15 protein-coding genes are annotated in these 17,098 nt (G+C 68.5%); 5 read left to right on the top strand and 10 right to left on the bottom strand.

The annotated features are described in order from the left end of the window. Positions 1–33 precede the first annotated feature (33 nt). A complete protein-coding gene (locus AC07OZ_RS12915; protein WP_495467508.1) occupies positions 34–678 on the top strand; it encodes a hypothetical protein in 645 nt (214 codons plus the stop codon). Between the two features lie 75 nt (positions 679–753). Here the strand turns inward: AC07OZ_RS12915 and AC07OZ_RS12910 are convergent, their stop codons facing one another. From AC07OZ_RS12910 to AC07OZ_RS12890, 5 genes are all read right to left on the bottom strand, one after another. Next, positions 754–1,362 carry a DUF2939 domain-containing protein gene (locus AC07OZ_RS12910; RefSeq protein WP_495467507.1) on the bottom strand — a complete coding sequence of 203 codons (609 nt, stop codon included), beginning with the start codon at positions 1,360–1,362 and terminating at the stop codon, positions 754–756. An 82-nt stretch (positions 1,363–1,444) separates the two neighbouring features. Then, positions 1,445–4,174, bottom strand: a complete 2,730-nt coding sequence (locus tag AC07OZ_RS12905; RefSeq protein WP_495467506.1) for a TonB-dependent receptor — start codon at positions 4,172–4,174, stop codon at positions 1,445–1,447. 98 nt (positions 4,175–4,272) lie between these two features. Beyond that, positions 4,273–5,502: an MFS transporter gene (locus AC07OZ_RS12900; RefSeq protein ID WP_495467505.1), complete on the bottom strand. Its 1,230-nt coding sequence runs from the start codon at positions 5,500–5,502 to the stop codon at positions 4,273–4,275. A 9-nt stretch (positions 5,503–5,511) separates the two neighbouring features. After that, positions 5,512–6,486: a carbohydrate kinase family protein gene (locus AC07OZ_RS12895; protein WP_495467504.1), complete on the bottom strand. Its 975-nt coding sequence runs from the start codon at positions 6,484–6,486 to the stop codon at positions 5,512–5,514. Between the two features lie 153 nt (positions 6,487–6,639). After that, positions 6,640–7,890 (bottom strand): ROK family transcriptional regulator, encoded by a 1,251-nt coding sequence (locus AC07OZ_RS12890; RefSeq protein ID WP_495467503.1) that lies wholly within the window; start codon positions 7,888–7,890, stop codon positions 6,640–6,642. 269 nt (positions 7,891–8,159) lie between these two features. Between AC07OZ_RS12890 and AC07OZ_RS12885 the strand changes: the two genes are divergently transcribed. After that, complete coding sequence (locus AC07OZ_RS12885; RefSeq protein ID WP_495467502.1) at positions 8,160–9,311, top strand: hypothetical protein; 1,152 nt, start codon at positions 8,160–8,162, stop codon at positions 9,309–9,311. A 4-nt stretch (positions 9,312–9,315) separates the two neighbouring features. Further along, positions 9,316–11,178 carry a glycoside hydrolase family 9 protein gene (locus AC07OZ_RS12880; RefSeq protein ID WP_495467501.1) on the top strand — a complete coding sequence of 621 codons (1,863 nt, stop codon included), beginning with the start codon at positions 9,316–9,318 and terminating at the stop codon, positions 11,176–11,178. A gap of 15 nt (positions 11,179–11,193) precedes the next feature. Here the strand turns inward: AC07OZ_RS12880 and AC07OZ_RS12875 are convergent, their stop codons facing one another. Genes AC07OZ_RS12875 through AC07OZ_RS12860 form a run of 4 tightly spaced genes read right to left on the bottom strand, consistent with a single transcriptional unit; the run spans position 11,194 to position 14,485 of the window. Next, positions 11,194–11,358 (bottom strand): hypothetical protein, encoded by a 165-nt coding sequence (locus AC07OZ_RS12875; protein WP_495467500.1) that lies wholly within the window; start codon positions 11,356–11,358, stop codon positions 11,194–11,196. Between the two features lie 51 nt (positions 11,359–11,409). Then, positions 11,410–12,369, bottom strand: coding sequence for an alpha/beta hydrolase (locus tag AC07OZ_RS12870; RefSeq protein ID WP_495467499.1), 960 nt, complete (start codon positions 12,367–12,369; stop codon positions 11,410–11,412). Then, positions 12,366–13,874 carry a GMC family oxidoreductase gene (locus AC07OZ_RS12865; RefSeq protein ID WP_495467498.1) on the bottom strand — a complete coding sequence of 503 codons (1,509 nt, stop codon included), beginning with the start codon at positions 13,872–13,874 and terminating at the stop codon, positions 12,366–12,368. The genes AC07OZ_RS12870 and AC07OZ_RS12865 overlap by 4 nt, the downstream gene beginning before the upstream one ends. Then, positions 13,871–14,485: an isochorismatase family protein gene (locus AC07OZ_RS12860; protein ID WP_495467497.1), complete on the bottom strand. Its 615-nt coding sequence runs from the start codon at positions 14,483–14,485 to the stop codon at positions 13,871–13,873. The genes AC07OZ_RS12865 and AC07OZ_RS12860 overlap by 4 nt, the downstream gene beginning before the upstream one ends. Positions 14,486–14,734: 249 nt before the next feature. Here AC07OZ_RS12860 and AC07OZ_RS12855 point away from each other — a divergent pair, with 249 nt between their 5' ends. Together AC07OZ_RS12855 and AC07OZ_RS12850 are read left to right on the top strand one after the other, a co-directional pair. Continuing rightward, complete coding sequence (locus tag AC07OZ_RS12855; protein WP_495467496.1) at positions 14,735–15,649, top strand: LysR substrate-binding domain-containing protein; 915 nt, start codon at positions 14,735–14,737, stop codon at positions 15,647–15,649. A gap of 165 nt (positions 15,650–15,814) precedes the next feature. Further along, a complete protein-coding gene (locus AC07OZ_RS12850; protein ID WP_495467495.1) occupies positions 15,815–16,699 on the top strand; it encodes a pirin family protein in 885 nt (294 codons plus the stop codon). A 60-nt stretch (positions 16,700–16,759) separates the two neighbouring features. Here the strand turns inward: AC07OZ_RS12850 and AC07OZ_RS12845 are convergent, their stop codons facing one another. After that, positions 16,760–17,089, bottom strand: a complete 330-nt coding sequence (locus AC07OZ_RS12845) for a DUF1330 domain-containing protein (RefSeq protein WP_495467494.1) — start codon at positions 17,087–17,089, stop codon at positions 16,760–16,762. Positions 17,090–17,098: the final 9 nt, after the last annotated feature.

Here is a 17,098-nt window from a genome sequence, read left to right as displayed (position 1 = left end):
GCGAGCGCCCCGGGAGCTTCCTACACTGCGCCGATGTCCATCGCCCGCCACTCCCTCGTCCTGGCCTCAGCCCTCGCGCTGACCGGCTGCGCCTCCACCCAATACCCCCCGTGCTGGCTGATCGGCGCGTGCGCCTCGATCACGCAGTCTTCCGAGACCCTGGTCGCGCCGAAGCCGCCCAAGGCACCGATCGAGAAGCTCTGCGTGTCGCGCCTGGCGGCCGCTCCCGGCACACAGATCCGCGTGATGACGGTGGGCGTGAAACCGTCCGAGTCTCACCTGGCCGGAGCGCAGGCCGCCTCGCAACAGATCGTCGAGCTCTACCAGCGCAACGCGCCAACGCTGATCGCCCAGCAACTGCAGGCCAGTGGCGTGCAGTCGTCGGTATGCCGGGGTGGACTGGTGGACATGAACGCCAAGCTCGAGCTGTCCGTGATCGGCATCACCTCGGACAACGGCGGCGCCGGCGCCCGGATGCAGCTCGACGTGTACGGCGAACTGTCGATCCCGGTGTCGTTCGCGTCGCCCTTGTACACGACCGTCTGGAAGGGCACGTTCAAGACCGGCAGCCGCATGGCCGTCACGACGGCCGACGAGGAGAACGTGAAAGCGTTCGCCGAGAACGTCGCCGCCGAAATCGTTGGCACCGGCTGGGTGCCCAAGCCCCAGAAGAAGTAAGCCGGGCGGCGGCCAGGCGGCGGCCAGGCCGCGGACAGCCGTCGATGGCGGGCGCCCCCTTCGGTGCCCCATGTCTCACAACGCCGGCAACCGAATCTCCGTCAGTACCCACGACGCAAACCCCCGTCGCTGAAAGACCAGCCCGGTCCGGCGGTCCTCGGCCTGTCCCGCGCGGCGGGCGTAGAGGATGAATGTGTCGGCGCCTTGGCGTTCGGTCGTCCAGATGGGCTCGCGCTTCGACGATGTCGCGCTGCCATCGGGCTCGCCACCCTCGTCAGAGGGCGTGTCGCCCGGCGTCTTCGCACGGGACTCGCGCCGAGGCATCAGCTTGCCCTCCTGCATGATCCGCATGACCGACTCCGGCCGCACGAAGGCCTCCACCATGCGATCGACCATCGCCGTCGCGAACAGCGAGCCCAGCGCCGCGCCGGCCTTGGCGATGTCGCTGCCGGATTCGGACCGCTCGGTCGCGCGCGCGCCGATGGCGGCGCCCAACTGGCCCTTCAAGCTCTCGCGCAGCAACGGATAGTCCACGCGCTCGTTGAACGCCGCCGCATCGCCGGCCTTCGCCGCATTGCGCATCTGATGGATCGCCAGCCACGGCGACCAGTACCAGTAGGCGGCGAGCGCCAGGACCGCCGCGATGAACGCGGCTTTCGAGAACTTCCGAGCGGTGGGAGTCATCCCTTGCCTTGCGTTTGATGCACCGGGACGCAGTGTAGAAAACTCAAGGCCGGGTCGCGCCGCGAGGGACGGCATCGCAGGATCAGTAATCGATCCCCACCCGGATCCCGAAGGTCCGCGGATCGTTCCAGTACCCGCGCACGAAACCGCCGCCGTCCTGCGCGGAGTTCTTCGTCATCTTGTTGGTCGCGTTCAGCACGTAGATCTCCGCGTGCCAGTCCTTGGGCGCCTGCAGCCGCAGGCTCGCATCGACCTTCGCGAAAGCCTTCTGCCCATCGGAGATGTGCGCGTTGTCCAGGTTGCGCAGCGTGAAGTACATCTTGTCCTGCCACTTCACGTTGACCCACGGCGTCAGTTCCCAGCCCTCGCCGAAGCGGAAGCTCTGCGAGAAGTTGACACCGAAGCTGTACTTCGGCGACAGCGGCAGGTGGTTGCCGGTGATGTCGTAGATCTGGCGGCCGGCGTTCTCGCGGATCGGCCCGGTGTAGGGGTCAGGACATGCCGGCGCGCCCATCTCGGCGCGCACGCCGCAGTTCCAGCTGTCGTTGAAGGACGGGTAGTCCTTCATCTTGCTGTTGATGTAGCTGAAGAAGGCGCCGAGCCGCGCGCCCTTCCACGGCTTGTAGTCGACCTCCAGCTCCAGGCCGGGGATGTCGACGACACCGACGTTCACCGTCTGCCACTTGGTGACGATGTCGCAGGTCGGGTTCTCGTCCGGGCACGGGCCCACCTGCTTGACCTTGGAGGCGAAGAAGTCGCCCGTGACCTGCATGTCCTTGTAGCGGCTGTAGAAGAAGGTCGCCGACAGGCTCAGGCGCTTGTCCAGCATCAGGCCCTTGTAGCCGAGCTCGAAGTTGGTGACCGTCTCCGGCTTGTACGGGAAGAAGGTGTACTGCGGGCCGGCCGGACCGTCGACGCATTCCTTGCCGCCGCAGCGGTCGTCCTTGTCGCCGAAGCCGCCCGCCTTGTAGCCGGTCGACAGCGAGGTGTAGACCATGTCGGCCGGCGTCAGCTGCTTGCGCAGGCCGAGGCGGTAGGTGAACTTCTTCCAGCTCTCGCCGTGGTCGTTGCCCGCGGGCTCGCCCCACAGGCCATAGGCGCCAGGACCGGCGAAGGGTCCCATCTGCTCGGTCAGGTCGCGGCCGTTGTGCGGGCGGAAGCCCGGCGTGCCGGGCGTGCCCGGGTCATAGAGGCCGTTGTAGTAGGCCGGCGTCGAGCCGTCCCAGCCGCCGTAGACGCGGCCGCCCTTGTCGGTCTTCTTGTCGAAGCTGATGCGGCCGCCCACCGTCGCCGTCCAGGTCGGCACGAAGGTCCAGTCCGCCTGCGCGAACAGCGCCTTCGCATCGATCTGGCGATCGGGCTGGTGATAGAACTGGCTGGTCGGGAAGCCGAAGGGCGCGGTGACCAGCTGCTCCTGCGCGTAGTCGATCGCGTTCTTCTCGTGCATCCAGAACAGGCCGGTGACCAGCTGCACGGTGTCGGTGTGATGCTTGAACTGCAGCTCGTGCACCTGCGACTTGTAGGTCGAATCCAGCGTCAGCGAGGTCTCGTCGCGGATCGGCCAGGTGCCCCAGTCACCGTCGGGTCCGACCGGCAAGGTGGCCGTGACCTGGCGCGACAGCGGGTAGTAGCCGCCGTCGTCGTCCGACTGCTGCGAGCGCTTCTGCGTCGCGTAGGCGAAGCCGTATTCGATGCTGGATTGATCGTTCAGGCGCCAGTTGAGGTTGGAGCGCACCGTGTCGATCGACATGTCCGTCTTGCCCGGCACGTTGACCTTCACGTCCCACTTGCCGCCGGGGCATGCGAAGTCGGTGCCCGCGGCCATGTCGCAGTCCTTCATCGCGATCTCGCCGGCGCCCTTGTTCTGGAACTTCTCGTAGGCCACCAGCCATTCGAGGTCGCTCGAGAGCTTCACGCGGCCGGCGATGCGCGCCGCCCATTCGTCGCGGTTGTAGTAGTACTTGCTGCGCGGCACCTTGGCGTTGCGGCGCTGGTCGACGTCGGGGATGCCGTCGGCGACGAAGCCGTGCTCAGGCATGTTCACGTCGGTGAAGTCCTGCTGCTGGTTGATCCAGCCGTCGCGCTTGATCGTGCTGACGGTGGCGCGCAGCGCGATGGTGTCGTTGACCGCGATGTTCTGGATCACGTTCAGCTGGCGCTTGCGGTAGTTGCCGAGATCCAGTTCCGCCGAGCCGTAGGTCGCGCCGAACTCGGGCTTCGCCGGGATGATGTTGATGCTGCCGCCGGTGGAGTTCCGCCCGAACAGCGTGCCCTGCGGGCCGCGCAGCACTTCCACCTGCTCGAGGTCGAACATCAGCGCCAGCGCGCCTTGCGGCCGCGGCGAGTAGAGGCCGCCGACGTGCAGACCGACGGCCGGATCGCCGACCTCGGTGAAGTTGGTCGAGCCCACGCCGCGGATGTTGATCTGCACGCCCGAGTCGGCGCCCTGCGAGATCTGCAGGTTGGGCACCTTGCCGGAAAGGCCGCGCACGTCGTGGATGCCTTCACGGGTCAGCGCCTCCTGCGAGAGCGCGGTGACCGCCACCGGCGTCTGCAGCAGGCCGGAGCTCACGCGCGTCGCGTTGACGGTGATCACGGGGAGCTCGTTCTTCTCCTTGTCCGTGATCTCGCGCGCCTTGGCATCCGGCTTGGTGTCAGGTTTTGCCTCGGCCTTCGCCTCGGGCTGCGACACGGGCGCGGTCTGCGATTGCGCGAAGGCGGCGGTGGCCAGCAGGCTCACGGCGGCAGCCGTGGCGGTGCGAGCGAAAGCGGCTCCAAACACGGGACGGAATGCGGCTCGATCGGGTCTCATCACTGGGATCTCCATGGGTCTGTCAGGCAGCCGCCGTCCCGGCGACGGGGCCGTGGCACGGGACAAAGGGGCTGGAAGGGGGAGGCGGTACGGAGCGGTCAGGCCTCTGGGCTGGGCTTGAACCGGGACAACAGGCGGGACAGCGGAACGGTGTCGTTGGTCACGAGCGGCCGCGCCCAGGCACTCACGCTCAGGATGTAGAGGAGCGTGAGGAAAACAGTGGACATCGCGGCGCGCAGGCCGATGACGTCGCCGAGGCCGCCGACCAGCAGCGGCAAGACCGCGCCGCCGAGGATGCCGGTGCAGAGCACGCCGGAGAACGCGCCGTGGTGGTGGGGCACCGAGTTCAGGCCCAGTGAGAACACCACCGAGAACATCACGGACAGGAAGAAGCCGGAGGCCGGGAAGGCGATCTGCGCGACGTGGGCGGAACCGAAGAGCGCGAGCGCCACGCTGCCGATGGCCAGCACCGTGAAGCCGGCGAGCACGACGCGGGAGTCGAGCAGCTTCAGCAATCCCAGTCCGAGCAGGCAGCCCAGCGACATCAGTCCCCAGAAGCCCGCGACCGCGTCGGCGCCGTCGGTCGTGGCGGAGACGCCGTGGTACGTCGAAAGGAACTGCGACATCCAGTTGGCCAGGGTCTGCTCGGTGCCGACGTAGGCCATGATGCCGAGGAAGAACAGGCGGACATCGCGGCGCGCGAGCAGCTCGCGATACGCGGCCCAGCCGCCGGCGCGTTCATCGTCCTTGAGCTGGACCTCCGGCAGTGGCAACGTCTGGTTGGCGACGATCAGCGCGACGAAGCCCACGACGAAGATCCAGTAGAACGGCACCCACGCGAGGCCCTTCGCGGCATCCGGCCGCTCCATCAGCAGTTGGAAGGCCATCGGGCTGAGGAACGACGCGAGGCCGAAGACCAGCTGCCCCATCACCGAGAAGAAGGCGAAGTGGGGTTCGCCGCCCGCCGTGCGCATCAGCGGGTTGATGACGACCTGCAGCAGGGCCATGCCGAGGCCGATCACGAACAGCCCGCCGACGGCGGTCGCGTAGCTCGGCCACAGCGCGATCGCCAGCGAGCCGGCCCCGTTCAGCAGAAAGGCGGTGAGGATGGTGAAGCGCGAGCCCCTGCGTTCCACCAGCATGCCCCCGGGGATCGACACCAGCCCGTAAGCGAGGAAGAACGAGAACGGGAGGAAGCCCGCCAGGCCCAGGCTCAGGTGGAAGTCCTGGATGATGATCGGCATCAGCGGCCCGATCAGGTTGGTGACGAAGGAGATCACGAACCAGATGACCAGGATGTAGCCGACGATCAGCGCGCGGTGCTTCATGGCGACTCCTCAGGCGGGGACTCTGGAGGGAAGGCAGCCGGCGAACTCGCCGGCGCGGATGGTCTTGCGCGGGAAGCGAGACAGGATGGCCCCGGCGGTGCGGCAGCCCGCGGCCAGCCCCTCGGCGAGATCGCCGCCGCGCAGGCGCGCGGCCAGGTAGCCGGCGTTGAACGCGTCGCCGGCGCCGATGGTGTCGAAGATGTCGGCAGGCTCGGTGATGCGCTCGACGCGTCGGCCGTCCTCGATGCCCAGTGCGCCGCGCGCGCCGACCTTGACGATCAGGCTCGCGTCGGGCTTCAGCGCGCGGCCGATCAGCGTCAGCGCTTCATCGAGGTCCTCGGTGCCGGCGATGCTCTGCGCCTCGAGCTCGTTGATGAGCAGGTGGTCGCAGTGCGGCAGCCAGCTCATCACCTCGTCCCGGTCCCAGCCTTCCGGCGGCCAGCCGGTGTCCAGCGCGACGCGGTAGCCGCGGCGTCCGGCCTCGGCCATCAGCGCGGCGTAGCGAGGCCGCAGATCGGTGAGCAGGAAGGGCGCGGTGAACAGCGCGATCGATGGTGCCATCTTCGGCGTCTCGGTCGGCTGCAGGTGCCCGAGCACGTGATCCGCCGACAGGCGCTGCAGATGCCCGTGCGTGGTGAAGAAGTTGCGCTCGCCGCAGGTGTGCATCAGGCCGACCGAGACGGTGGTCTCGATGTCGCAGATCTCAAGGCTCGTGGTGATGCCGGCGAACTGCTCCGCCAGCCATTGGCCGAAGTGGTCGTTGCCGACGGCGGAGATCAGATGCGCGTGTTGTCCGATGTGGCGCGCGGCCAGCGCGGCATTGGCGCCGGAGCCGCCGGGGCGCAGCTCGCTGCGCGGCATCAGGAGTTCGGTGCCGAGTTGCGGCCACCCGGTCAGGCTGCCCAGCACGAGGTCGACGCCGACGTCGCCGACGATGCTGAGCGGGGGATGCGCAAGCGGTGAAAGAGGTCGTGCCGTGTCCATGGGCGCCGACTGTAGGAGCACTCAGAACACAGCGTCAATAATTAAATCCATTGGATTTAAGTAATCAAGGGAATCCCCCAACGGGCTTTACCCTGTCCCTACCCTGCGCGATCCTCCCCGCGCGCCGCCCTGCCCTGCGCTGTACCCCGCGCTCTACCCTCGCTTGGGCATCGGGGCCCGATGTCCCAGCAGCTCGGCCACGTCGGCCTCGCCGCGACGGTCCTGCTGCAGCGTCTCCAGGCGCGGGGACAGCATCTCGTAGATCGGCAGCACGGCGGCGCCGAGGATGGAGCTGTCGTCCTGCCGGTCCGACAGCAGCAGCCGCGTCTCCGGCGTCGCGACACCGCCGCGCACCGAGCGGTGCCAGGGCGAGGCGAGCGCGACGAGATGCTCCACCAGCACCTTGGGCGCCGAGCCGCCGATGACGATCGAATGCGGGTCCAGCATGTTCTCGATCATGCAGACCGCATCGCGCAGCCGGTCCGCGGCCTGGCGGCACCATTGGTGCAGCACCTTGTCCTTCGGGTCCTTCAGCCGCTTGGCCAGGTCCAGCGTCCAGACGTCGTGGTCGGACACCTTCAGCGCCTCCGCCAGCGAGTGCATGGAGACGTAGCGCTCCAGGCAGCCGCGGTTGCCGCAGTAGCACGGCGTGCCGCCGGGCACGATGGGCACGTGGCCGATCTCGGTCGCATTGCCGTTCGAGCCCGGATAGGCGGCGCGGCCGATGACCAGCGCGCCGCCCAGGCCCAGGCCCAGGTGCAGATAGAAGAAGTTGTCCAGGTGGCGGGCGACGCCGAAGAGCGTCTCGCCCAGCGCGCCAGCCACGCTGTCGATCCGGTAGAAGACGGAGAGCCCGGTCACCTCGCCGAGCTCGTCCAGCACGGACAGGTCGTTCCAGCCTTCCAGCGCGGTCGGGCCGACGAAGCTGATGTCGGTGTGACCCAGCGGCCCCGGCAGCGCGACGCCGATGCCCCACAGCGGCTCGGTCGATTCGCGGCGCAGCTGCGCGACCAGCTGCAGCATCGCGGCCAGCATCTGGCGGCGATCGCTGGTGTCCATGTCGACCTCGCAGCGGCTGCGGATCTCGCCGACCAGGTTCACCAGCGCGGCCGACGCGCGGCCCGGCTCCAGGCTGATCCCGATCGCGTTGCCCGCCTGCGGGTTGAGCTCGAAGGCGATCGGCGGCTGGCCGCGCGACTTGTCGACCTTCTGCCGCCTCGAGACGATCAGGCCGATGGCCTCCAGGTCGTTGGTGATGTTGGCCACCGTCTGGGGGCTCAGGGACACCATGTCCGCGATGTCCTTGCGCGACGCCGCGCCGTGCTGGCGGATGAAGTCCAGCACCACACGGCGGTTGTAGGGCGCGCTGGACTGTTGGGTGGCCCCTCGACTGGTGGTTCTCATGCTGGCGGGTGGTCCTTCGGGTATCCCCCATTCTGACGCAGCTTCACGACGGCATCACGAGGCCGGCTGACAAATGAATTTACACATCCAGTGGTTTTATTTATTGCGCCAACGAAATGTTCCGCCTACATTCGCCGCCCATGGGCTGCAACGACCCACGCCCCCGAGCGCAGGACCGGCTTGGCGAGAGTGGTGGGCAGCGGCTCTCGGGAATCTGTCCCGTGGCGCAGGCCACGCCCCCTACCCCCGTGTTTTCGGAGGCAACCACCATGCAATCTCGTTCCCCCAGCGTCCGCCGCATCGGCGTGCAAGCGGCGCTCACCGTCCTGGCGCTCGTCTGCGGCGCGTCGGCGGCTGTCGCAGCCGGCAAGCCCAAGGCAGCGGCTCAGACGAACGGCCAACCCAGCGTCTACGTGCAGGACGGCTGGGTCTACACCCACACCTTCACGGCGACCGGCCAGCCGCTGGTGACGGCCACCAAGGCCGCGGCAGCGGCGGGCGTCATCCCCGTCGGCGACTCGCGCGTCTACGGCAACGTCTTCGACAAGGGCCGCAAGCTGACGGTCAACCAGTGGCAAGCCGTGCTCAGCATGGATGCCTATCCGGAGAACGGCACCACCAACTATCAAGACCCGGAACCCTGGCGCTACTGCGAGGTCGACTACGAGGCCTCCGAAGGCATCTCCGACTACCGCGGCAACACCTTCGGTCCGGTGGGCGTGACGACGGTCGGCGACTTCCCGGACTACTTCAAGAACGCCTACGCGCCGTACGTGCTGGGCAAGACCGGCGCGACCAACACCGACATGAAGAACTGGGGCGTCCAGGTCACCGGCATCGCGGCGGCGGACATGAAGGCGGACGACACGCGCCTGGACCCGTATCCGAACCTGGCCCGCTCCAACTCGAAGAAGCGGGCGGCGCTGACCAAGATCTGCCAGGCGCTGCAATCGGACTTCGACAACCGCCAGGCCCAGTACGTGATGAGCCATTACTCGCACATCGACAGCGACAAGCTGGTGCCGGTGCTGGACGCGCTGAAGAAGCTCGGCTTCACCAGCTTCGGCCAGTACAACCTGGTCGGCCTGGCCTTCCAGGTGCAGGTGAACACGGGCTCGATCAGCAGCGTCTCGGCGTTCTCGTCGGTGAAGTCGGCGGGCAACTGCGGCAGCATGTCCAACGAGACCTGCTTCGCCACCTACCTGACGGACCAGTACATCCGCTGGCTGAAGTCCTCGAGCCTGGGCGACGATGCGGGCAACTGCTGGCGCGCCAGCATGGCGCTGGACATCTACAAGCAGGACCCGACGATGGGCAACGTGAGTGTGGTGACCAGCATCATCAACAGCAAGTACCCGAACAACTCGGGCAAGTGCCCGACCTCGGGCGTGAAGTGGTCCAAGAACATGGCCTGGAATTGATCGCATGAAGACCCACGCCACCGCACGCACGGTGCTCCTCCCCCGACGCTCCGCGCTCGCGGTGGCCGCGGTCTTCGCGGTCACTGCGGTCCTCGCGACCGCATCGATGGCCTCGCACGGAGCGACGGATGAACGCAAGACGACGGTCTCCGTCAGCCTGCCGAAGGATCCGCTGCTCGTGCAACTGAATCAGGTCGCGCTGGAACGGACTGGTCCGAAGCGCGCCCTCATCGAATCGACGGGCGCGGCGCAGACGGGCCGCTACCGCGTGCTGTCAGGCGGCAAGACGGTCGCCGAAGGCGAGCTCAAGCCGCTGCCCGATTTCTCCGCCTGGGGCGCGGGCAAGCGCTACTTCGAAGCGGACTTCTCCTCGGTACAGGCTACGGGCGTCTACCGCGTCGAGGCGACGCTGAACGGCACGCGCGTGCTGTCCGCGCCGGTGCGGGTACGCGATCAGGCGCTGTTTTCGATCACCGCCGACAAGCTGCTCGACTACTTCCACCGCAGCCGCCACACCGGCAAGGGCGATCGCCGCATCCGCATCTTCGAGACCGACCGCTTCGTCGATGTCCACGGCGGATGGAAGGACGCTGGTGGCGACACGGGCAAGTACCTGTCGCACCTCGGCTACGCGAATTTCTTCAACCCGCAGCAGACGTCGATGGCGGCCTGGGTGCTGGCCTACACGGCGGATGCGTCGGCGGACCTGTACCGCCGAGCGGGGCTGCTCAAGCGCGCCCAGGACGAAGCGTTCTGGGGCGCGGACTACCTGCACCGCATCCTCGATGCCGAGGGTTACTTCTACACGACGGTCTTCGACAAGTGGGGCGCGGAAGGCGCCGAGCGCATGGTCGTCGGCTACGAGGGCGACGACGGGCGCTACACCAAGCTCTACCGCTCGGCCTACCGCGCGGGCGGCGGCATGGCGATCGCCGCGCTGGCGCGGGCGTCGCTGCTCGCGAAGCAGTCCGGACGGCACGGCAGCTTCGATGGCAAGACCTACCTCGCGGATGCGATCAAGGCTTTCGACCATCTGCAGCAGTTCAACGCGCAGTACACCGCCAATGGCGTCGAGAACATCATCGACGACTACACCGCGCTGATGGCCGCGGTGGAGCTGTACCACGCGACGAAGGACACACGCTTCCTCGACGCGGCGCGGACGCGCGCCGACAGCCTGATGCGTCGACAGACGGCCGATGGCGGCTTCATCAGCGACGGCGGGACGCGTCCCTACTATCACGCGGTCGAGGCTGGCCTGCCGGCGTTGAGCCTCGGCTTCTTCCTCGACATCGAATCGGACGACGCCCGGCGCGCCCGCGTCACCACGGCGATCAAGGCATCGCTGCAGCACGAGGTCGACATCACGCGGCGCGTGTCCAACCCCTTCGGCTACGCGCGGCAGTCGTTCCAGCTCGCGAAGGACGGCAAGGCTGATGGTCCGGTGCTGGAAGGGTTCTTCATTCCCCACAGGAACGAGACCGGCTACTGGTGGCAGGGCGAGAGCGCGCGCCTGCTGTCGCTGAGCACCGCGGTGGCGGTGGCGGGTCGCAAGATCTCCCCTGCCCTGCCCACGGACTGGGCCGTGTACGCGCAGGACCAGATCGACTGGACCTTGGGCAGGAATCCCTACGGCATCTCGATGCTCTACGGCTTCGGCCAACGCAACCCGCCGACGGTGGCGTCGAGCGCCGGCGACATGTTCGTCGGCGGCATCTCCAACGGCATCACGGGCGCCGTCGGCAGCGACACCGGCGAAGGCATCGCCTTCGGACCCGGTCCGGACGACGAGCAGTGGCGCTGGGTGGAGCAGTGGATCCCGCATTCGACGTGGATGCTGCTGGCGGCGACGTCGATGGCGCGCTGAGTCGAATCTTCGGGGTTACCTCTTTGGGGTGTCGGTCAGGTCCGACGGCGCCTGGGGAGCCGCTTCCGCCAGGGGCGGCGTGAGGACAGCGCCGCCGACGGCAACGATGAGCGTCGACAGCGCCAACAGCGCGCGCGAACGACGGACAAGAAGGCGGGCAAGGGACTTGAGAGCGTTCATGCTGGATCCTCCTGGCGATCGGTTGAATGGGTTGGCGGGTGCGAAGCCGCGTCAGCGCAGGTGTCGCACGAGGAACTCGGCGGTCTGATCCAGCGCCAGGCGAGCGCTCGCGAGTTCCTGCGTGTTGAGCTGGAACACGTGGTGCAGGCCCTGCCAGACCTGCAGTTCGACCTCGGTGCCGGCGGCCTCGGCGGCGCGCGCCATGCGGATCGAGTCGTCGCGCAGGACCTCGTCGCTGCCGACCTGGATCAGCGTGGGCGGCAGGCGCAGGTCGGGCTCGAAGAGCGGCGACGCGCGCGGGTCGTCGGCCGGCGTCGCGCCAAGATAGGCCGCCGCTGAAGCACGCAGATAGTCGACCGCCAGCAACGGATCGACCACCGCGGGATCGCGGACACTCTCGCCACTCAGGCTGAGATCGGTCCACGGTGAGAACGTCGCGATCGCGGCCACCGGCAGTCCACGACGCCGCGCCTCCAACACCGTCGCGAAGCTCAGGCCGCCGCCGGCGGAGTCGCCGACGACGGCGACCGAGTCGAAACGCTCCGTCAGCGCGGCCAGCGCCGACACCGCCAGATCCCTCGCCGTCGGCCACTGCGCCTCCGGCGCCAGCGGGTACTCCAGCGCGAAGGCGGGAACGCCCGAGCGCGCCACGATCTGGCTGACGAAGCCGGCATACGGCCCCGCGTGGCCGAGGCCGTAGCCACCGCCATGCAGGAAGAGGATGGCGCGTCCGGCGAGCGCCGCACCGGGATCGGCCGGCTCGCACCACCAGCCGGGAGCCGGTTCGTCGAAGACCTCGCGCGTCGTCACGCCCGGCGCCATCGGCGTGGCGCCGATGAAGCGGTCGTAGACCTCGCGCGGCGTGCCTTGCGCGGTGGACCAGAAGCGGCCGAACTGCGCGCGCAGCTCCCGCGAGGCGACCACGTCGTCGGCCATCAAGGGGATCGCACTGGTGCCAGTGGTCTTGAGGACCGCCGCGCTCGTCGCGCCCGTCGTCGTGTTCGTCGTCATGCTGGTACTCCCAGGCTGCGGCCGGCGAGGTGCCAGGCCATCATCATCGTGGTGATGTTGGGCGGTGCGCTGGGGACCAGCGGCATGATCGACGCGTCGATCACGAACAGCCCGGTGATGCCGAACACGCGGCCGCCGCCGTCGACGACACCGTCGCCCGGCCGGCCCATGCGGCAGGTGGATGTCGGATGCGCGTAGCCATCGAGGTGGCGAGCGATCACGGGACCGAGGTCGTCGCCGTCGGATACATCGGCGCCCGGCGACATCTCCGCATGGACCAGGTCCGCGAATGGCGGCTGGCGGCCGATCGCTCGCGAGAGCCTCACCGCCTCCAGCATCCGCGAGCGGTCGCGCGCGGTGCCGAGGAAGTTGTAGCGGATGCGAGGCGCCGATCGCGGATCGCGGTCGACGATCTCCAGGCTGCCGCGCGCTTCCGGCTGCGTGAGCGCCACGGCCAGGACGATCGCGCCGCCGGTCGGACTCAAGGCCGGATCGAACAGGTGCGTGGCGGAGACGTGGACGTCCAGGTCGCCCGGCGCCGCTTCCGACGACGCGGCCCACAGGATCGCGCCCGCCGCGGGATGCATGCCGGCGGCTTCGGGCGTCAACGCATAGACGTTGTAGTAGAACGGGTGCTCCTGCAGCCCCTCGCCCACCGGCAGATCGGCCACCAAGGGAACGCCTAGCCGAGACAGCACGGCCGCCGGCCCCACGCCGGAGCGCATCAGGATCGCCGGGCTGCCGAAGGCGCCGGCACTCAGGATCACCTCCTTCGCGTGCCAGGTCTTGCCATCCGCGTCGACGACACCCACGGCGCGACCTTCCTCGATCAGCACCTTGTCGATCTCGATGCCACCGTGGATGGTCAGGTTGGGCCGGGCGCGCACGGCCTCGTCGAGGAACGCGATGCCGGTGTTGATGCGACGACCCGAGATGACGTTGAGCGGATACGGCGACACGCCGTCCTGCTCGCCGCCGTTGAAGTCGTCGACGCGGGCGAAGCCGAGATTCGCCGTCGCGTCGACGAAGGCGTTCAGCGCGGGCGTCAGTTCGTCGGGGCGACGATGCCGGATCGGCAGCGGTCCGTGGCGGCCACGGAAAGCCTCGTCACCGTCGGGCGTGTTCTCGATGGCCTTGAAGGCCGCGAGCACCGCGTCCCATTCCCAGCCGTCGATGCCGAGCGCGCGCCACTTCGCGAAGTCCTCGCGCCGCGAGCGGATCGCCACCGCCGCGTTGACCGCGGAGCAGCCACCGATCGTCTTGCCGCGCGGCGCCCGGATGCTGCGTCCCTCGATGCCGGTCTCCGCCGTGTAGCCCCAGTCGTGTCCATCCGGACCACCGGCGGTGTCGGCGTCGGCGAGGTCGCGCGGGAACACGTTGGGCCGGTAGGCCTGGCCGGCCTCCAACAGCAGGACCCGCCGCGACGGATCCGCGCTCAGCCGGTGGGCGAGCACGGCGCCGGCCGAGCCCCCACCGACGATGAGGGTGTCGTAGGCGGCGGTCATTGCTTCAGCGCTCCGGCGACCTGGCCCATCAGGACGGCGAACGGCATGTCCAGCGCGGCGTAGACCTCCAGCGCCTTCGGGTCGGCGTTGTCCGCCATGATCTCGACCATCAGCGTCGCGTAGTCGGAGACCTCGATGCCCAGGGTGGTCAGGCGCGCGACGCCGGCCTCGCGCTTGGCAGGGGTGAAGGTGCCGCAGGCGTCGATCGCGACGATCGGCTGGAAGCCTTCTTCCTGCGCCGAGATCGCCGGCAGCGAGGCGCAGACCTCGAAGGACAGGCCCGCGATGATCAGGTGGTCGCGGCCGGTCGCCTTGACCGCGTCCACGAAGGGCGCGAAGTCCCAGGCGTTGACGGTCGAGCGGTCCATGATCTCGCCGCCGCCCAGCGCTTCCTTGAGCTCGGGCGCGGTCGGTCCCCACATGCTGTCGCGGGCCGTGGTGATCGCCACCACCGGCAGGCCCAGGACCTTCGCCGCCTTGGCCAGGCCGACGACGTTGTGCTTCAGGTCGCTGACGGTCATGTCGCGGACGCCGGTCAGCAGGCCCACCTGATGGTCGATCAGCAGGACGGCGGTGTTGTCGCGGTTCATGCGGGTGCGCTTGGTTTTCATGTCGGATCCTTGAGGGTTGAAGGGCTCCGGCGGCGACGGTGTCGCGAGGTGTTCCGGAGTGATTTCATTCCATCCGACGCCCCTCGGCGGATCAACGGGGCTGGGTTGAATCGAGCTTCCAACGGGTCGGAAGACCAGCGACCTTCCGTCACGGATCGTCCGGTCGAACGGCGCCACAATCCGCTCGCTCATCGCCAGCCAGCGTCATCCGACGGTGGCCCGGCGCACGCTCATTGCCCGAGGACGCCGATGCTCGATCTCAACGATTTCCGATACTTCGTCGAAGTGGCCGACCGGGGCGGACTGTCCGCGGCGGCACGCGCGCTGGAGCGGCCCGTGTCGACGATCAGCTACCGCATCCAGCAACTGGAACGCGAGCTGGGCGTCACGCTGTTCGCGCGGACCTCGCGGCAGGTGACGCTCACCGAAAGCGGCATGGAGTTCTACAGCCACGCCGTGGCCACGCTGTCCCGCGCGGACGAGGCGGAACTGGCGATGCGCAGCCTCTCGAAGGAGCCGGCCGGCACGGTGCGCTACACGGTGGCGACGGCGACGGCGCAGTTCGCGATGGCGCGGATGGTGTCGACCTTCCTGGAGAAACATCCGAAGGTGGAGATCGTCCAGCACGCGGGCGACAACAACGTGGACATCGTGGCGGACCGATTCGACTTCGCGATCCGCGCGTACTCGGGCGCGCTGCCGGATTCGACGATGGTGCAGCGCCCGCTGGCCGAGGCGCCGTGGCACCTGTTTGCGTCGCCGGCCTATCTGGCATCGGTGGGCACGCCGCAGACGCCGGACGACGTGGTCGGCTGCGCGAGCCTGTTCATGAAGCGCGACAGCGTCACGCCGTCCTGGCGGCTGCGCCGCGCGGACGATCCGGAGCAGGTGGTGCAGGTGGCCATCCGGCCGAGGATCCTGGGCTCCTGCATGGTGACGCTGAAGCAGGCGGCGGCGTCAGGCCTGGGCATCGTGGCGCTGCCCGCCTACGTGTGCCGGGATGACGTGCGCGCGGGGCTGCTGCAGCGCGTGCTGCCCGACTGGATCGCCGCGGATGCGACGATCACCGTGCTGATGCCCAGCCGCCGCGGCATGACGGCCGCGACACGCGCATTCATCGAGCACATCGCGGAGGCGTTCCCCGAGGCCGTCCGTCTGGACTGACGCAACGGCTCGCCTTGGCGCGCCTCGGGGTGAGCGCATGGCACGAGCGCGTCATCGTCCAGCCGGTTGGAAGCAGCATCCCGATCCGACGGCTTCTCCGGGCGCGGCCCGGCCTCCAGAATTTCTGCAAGGACGCGCCTGGAGCGTCTTCTGGAGCAGAGTCACATGGACCCCACCGACACCCTCGCGACCGCGGAGGTTGCCGCCGACCGCGTCGGCGACACGATCACCGGCAGCCCGCAAACCATCGGCCGGAACTTCACGGCGCGGCATTTCTCGGAAGAGATGTTCCGCGGGCGGATGGACCCGCTGCTGATGGTCGACCACTTCGTGATGACCGGCCCGACCTTCGCGCCGCATCCGCACGCGGGCATCTCGGCCGTGACGATGATGTTCGAGGACGCCGTCGGCGGCTTCTTCAATCGCGACACGCTGGGCAAGCGCTTCACGCTGCGCGCGGGCGACCTGTACTGGCTGGCCGCGGCGGGCGGCGCCGCTCACGAGGAAGTGCCTGAAGCCGGCGCGCGCACGCATGCCTTGCAGATCTTCGTGAACCTGCCCGGACGACTGAAGCGCGGACCGGCGCATTCGCTGCTGGTGCGCGCCGAGGACGTGCCGGTGATCGAAGCGCCCGGCCATCGCGTGCGGGTGGTGCTGGGACAGTCCGGCGACATCCTCGGCGCGGCCGGGACGCCGGAGCCCTTCACGCTGCTCGATGTCACGCTGACGCCGGGCGGCGCTTTCGCGCATCCGCTGTCGTCGGAGGAGATGGCCTGGATCTACGTGATCTCGGGCGCGGTGACGCTGCATTCGCAAGCCCGCGAGCATGTCATCGAGGAAGGTCGTGCCATCTCGGTGCGTGCCGGCGTGGACGGGCTGGTCCGCCTGGAAGCCGACACGCCGGCCCATGCCGTGCTGATGGCCGCGAGACCGATCCGCGAGATCTTCGTCAAGCACGGACCGGTCGTGATGTCGACGATGGCCGACGTGCGCCAGGCCTTGATCGACTACGCCGACGGGCGGTTCGGCGAGTTGCCGACGGCACCCTGATCGCCGACCGCCAATCGCCAAATTGCCGATTGCCGATTGCCGATCCCTCGGCGATGGAGGTCAGCCGATCACCTGGCCTTCGGTGATGACGGCGCGGTAGCTGGCACCGCGGAAGCGATGTTGCGCCGCGGCCTGGTAGGCCGGGCTGAAGTACCAGGCCCGTGCCGCTTCCACCGACGGGAACTTCAGAAGGACCACGCCTTCCATCGGCGCGCCCTCCACGACCTCGTGCGCGTCATAGGCCGCGAGCACCTGCGCATCGTGCCCTTCGAAGGTCGCGCCGACGGCGGCGCCGTACCGGGCCATTTCATCGGCGTCGAGGGTCGCTTCCTTGATGAAGACGATGTAGGCGGGCTTGGCCGCTGGCGCGGCGGCGGAATCTTGGGACATGACAGGCCT

The organism is Roseateles sp. GW821-FHT09G03, from assembly GCF_059416045.1.
Note: the sequence above shows the minus strand (reverse complement) of the source record. Positions and strands in the feature narration are given on the sequence as shown.

Coding starts and splice junctions, on each gene's coding strand:
- AC07OZ_RS12915 (WP_495467508.1), top strand. CDS start 34: ATGTCCATCGCCCGCCACTCCCTCGTCCTGGCCTCAGCCCTCGCGCTG.
- AC07OZ_RS12910 (WP_495467507.1), bottom strand. CDS start 1,362: ATGACTCCCACCGCTCGGAAGTTCTCGAAAGCCGCGTTCATCGCGGCG.
- AC07OZ_RS12905 (WP_495467506.1), bottom strand. CDS start 4,174: ATGAGACCCGATCGAGCCGCATTCCGTCCCGTGTTTGGAGCCGCTTTC.
- AC07OZ_RS12900 (WP_495467505.1), bottom strand. CDS start 5,502: ATGAAGCACCGCGCGCTGATCGTCGGCTACATCCTGGTCATCTGGTTC.
- AC07OZ_RS12895 (WP_495467504.1), bottom strand. CDS start 6,486: ATGGACACGGCACGACCTCTTTCACCGCTTGCGCATCCCCCGCTCAGC.
- AC07OZ_RS12890 (WP_495467503.1), bottom strand. CDS start 7,890: ATGAGAACCACCAGTCGAGGGGCCACCCAACAGTCCAGCGCGCCCTAC.
- AC07OZ_RS12885 (WP_495467502.1), top strand. CDS start 8,160: ATGCAATCTCGTTCCCCCAGCGTCCGCCGCATCGGCGTGCAAGCGGCG.
- AC07OZ_RS12880 (WP_495467501.1), top strand. CDS start 9,316: ATGAAGACCCACGCCACCGCACGCACGGTGCTCCTCCCCCGACGCTCC.
- AC07OZ_RS12875 (WP_495467500.1), bottom strand. CDS start 11,358: ATGAACGCTCTCAAGTCCCTTGCCCGCCTTCTTGTCCGTCGTTCGCGC.
- AC07OZ_RS12870 (WP_495467499.1), bottom strand. CDS start 12,369: ATGACGACGAACACGACGACGGGCGCGACGAGCGCGGCGGTCCTCAAG.
- AC07OZ_RS12865 (WP_495467498.1), bottom strand. CDS start 13,874: ATGACCGCCGCCTACGACACCCTCATCGTCGGTGGGGGCTCGGCCGGC.
- AC07OZ_RS12860 (WP_495467497.1), bottom strand. CDS start 14,485: ATGAAAACCAAGCGCACCCGCATGAACCGCGACAACACCGCCGTCCTG.
- AC07OZ_RS12855 (WP_495467496.1), top strand. CDS start 14,735: ATGCTCGATCTCAACGATTTCCGATACTTCGTCGAAGTGGCCGACCGG.
- AC07OZ_RS12850 (WP_495467495.1), top strand. CDS start 15,815: ATGGACCCCACCGACACCCTCGCGACCGCGGAGGTTGCCGCCGACCGC.
- AC07OZ_RS12845 (WP_495467494.1), bottom strand. CDS start 17,089: ATGTCCCAAGATTCCGCCGCCGCGCCAGCGGCCAAGCCCGCCTACATC.